This window comes from Variovorax sp. P1_H12_2 (genome assembly GCF_056405335.1).
Window position 1 is genome coordinate 1 of the sequence record NZ_JBFUCI010000721.1, and the last position, 1,497, is coordinate 1,497.

A 1,497-nucleotide genomic window follows, 5' to 3' on the forward strand; every position below is an offset into this window, starting at 1 on the left:
GTCTTGAAGAACCCGGCCGCGCGCTGCTGAGGATCCGGTGGGATTCCCTTGAGGACCATACGGTCCGCTTCCGTGGATCACCTGCGTACGCCGAATGGCGCAGGCTCATCGATCCTCAAATTCGTCCAGATCCCTTGGTCAGGCATTTTCAGCTTAGCCTCGCGTGACCCACGCTCCGTAGAGGCTGCAATCCGGGGACCATGAAGTGCTGCAATGATGTTGCGCTCCATGCGGCCCGGGTCACCCGCAACTCAAGACCGACGCGGTCGGGAAAGCAAGGCAGGAACTACACCTCTGAAAGGCCGCTTTGGCGCCGACTGGACGGGCGTCTCGGACGTCGGCTCCTGGCCGCGAGCGGCGGTCGCTCAAATTATGAATCGACCTTCTTCGCTGTCGTAGAACCGGGCGCCGAGAGCTGCACATAGCTTCTTCAACATCGCAACAGCCGCTTCGTCGAACACGCCCGATGCAGCGACGGACATCGGCGGCTCGTCATCTCCGACTTCAAGCTCCAAGGCAATACCTTGCGGACGCAGGTCGAACCGCTGTGACCTCGTCGTGACGCGCGTCAGTTCGTAGATGACAGCGTGGACATGAGGCCGGCTGCCCAGCGGTTGCGGCAGCCAGTTTGCGTCGAGCTCTTCAACTTCCTGTGATGCACGGACGATGACACCGATGCTGCTCATACTTGGACTTCTGGATGGAACTGGGGGTGCTCGGTGAAGGTCTGGTGTTGGCCGCATCCTGCCACATGCGCGACGCCGCCGTCGGGCCCACTGCGGACGCTCGAACCGCTCCGAAGATGCTATGTGGGACTACCCGAGCGAAACCCGTTTAGCTAAAAMTTTCCTTAACTTCTTGGCAGAGGAGATGGAAATGTCGACAACCCAGGCAGTCTCACAGCATGAGGATACGGCGATCCAGGGCGAGCTGTACATGAGCTTCGAGCTCGGCGACAAGGCCTGGAAGCTGACAGCGAACGATGGTCACCGCGGCCCGAGCCGGTACACCGTGGACGCCGGCGACACGGCTGCGGTTACACACTGCATCGGCAAGGCCCGGGAGCGCTGCAAGCTCGACATGCAGGCCAAAGTGCATACCTGCTACGAAGCCGGCCGCGACGGCTGGTGGCTGCACCGCTGGCTGATCGAGCAAAGTGTCGACAACATCGTGGTCGACTCCTCGAGCATCGAGGTGAACCGACATGCCAGGCGGGCCAAGAGCGACCGGATCGATGGCGACAAGCTGTTGGCGATGCTGCTGCGCCATCATCGCGGCGAGCGTGTGTGGTCGGTAGTGCATGAGCCCACGCCCGAGGACGAAGACGCGCGCCGCGAGCACAGAGAGCTCGCACGGCTGACGCAGGAGCGCACCTCACACATGAATCGCATCGGCTCGCTGCTGGTGCTGCACAACCTGCGCGCGCACGTCGTCGTCGGCGGGCGCGACTGGCCCGCCTGGTGGGCGCGCCATGGCGAGCAGGTACCGCCCTTGCTG

2 protein-coding genes are annotated in these 1,497 nt (G+C 62.8%); one reads left to right on the plus strand and one right to left on the minus strand.

Features of this window, described 5'->3' with window-relative positions:
• Positions 1–365 precede the first annotated feature (365 nt).
• Entirely contained in the window at positions 366–686 is a 321-nt protein-coding gene (locus tag AC1D2K_RS34545; protein WP_478094928.1) for a hypothetical protein, read from the minus strand.
• 190 nt (positions 687–876) lie between these two features.
• Here AC1D2K_RS34545 and AC1D2K_RS34550 point away from each other — a divergent pair.
• The coding region (locus tag AC1D2K_RS34550; protein WP_478094930.1) for a transposase at positions 877–1,497 on the plus strand (621 nt) is incomplete at its 3' end.

Bases quoted from the DNA above. Each gene is read 5' to 3' on its own strand.
- AC1D2K_RS34545 (WP_478094928.1), bottom strand. From the start codon at position 686: ATGAGCAGCATCGGTGTCATCGTCCGTGCATCACAGGAAGTTGAAGAG.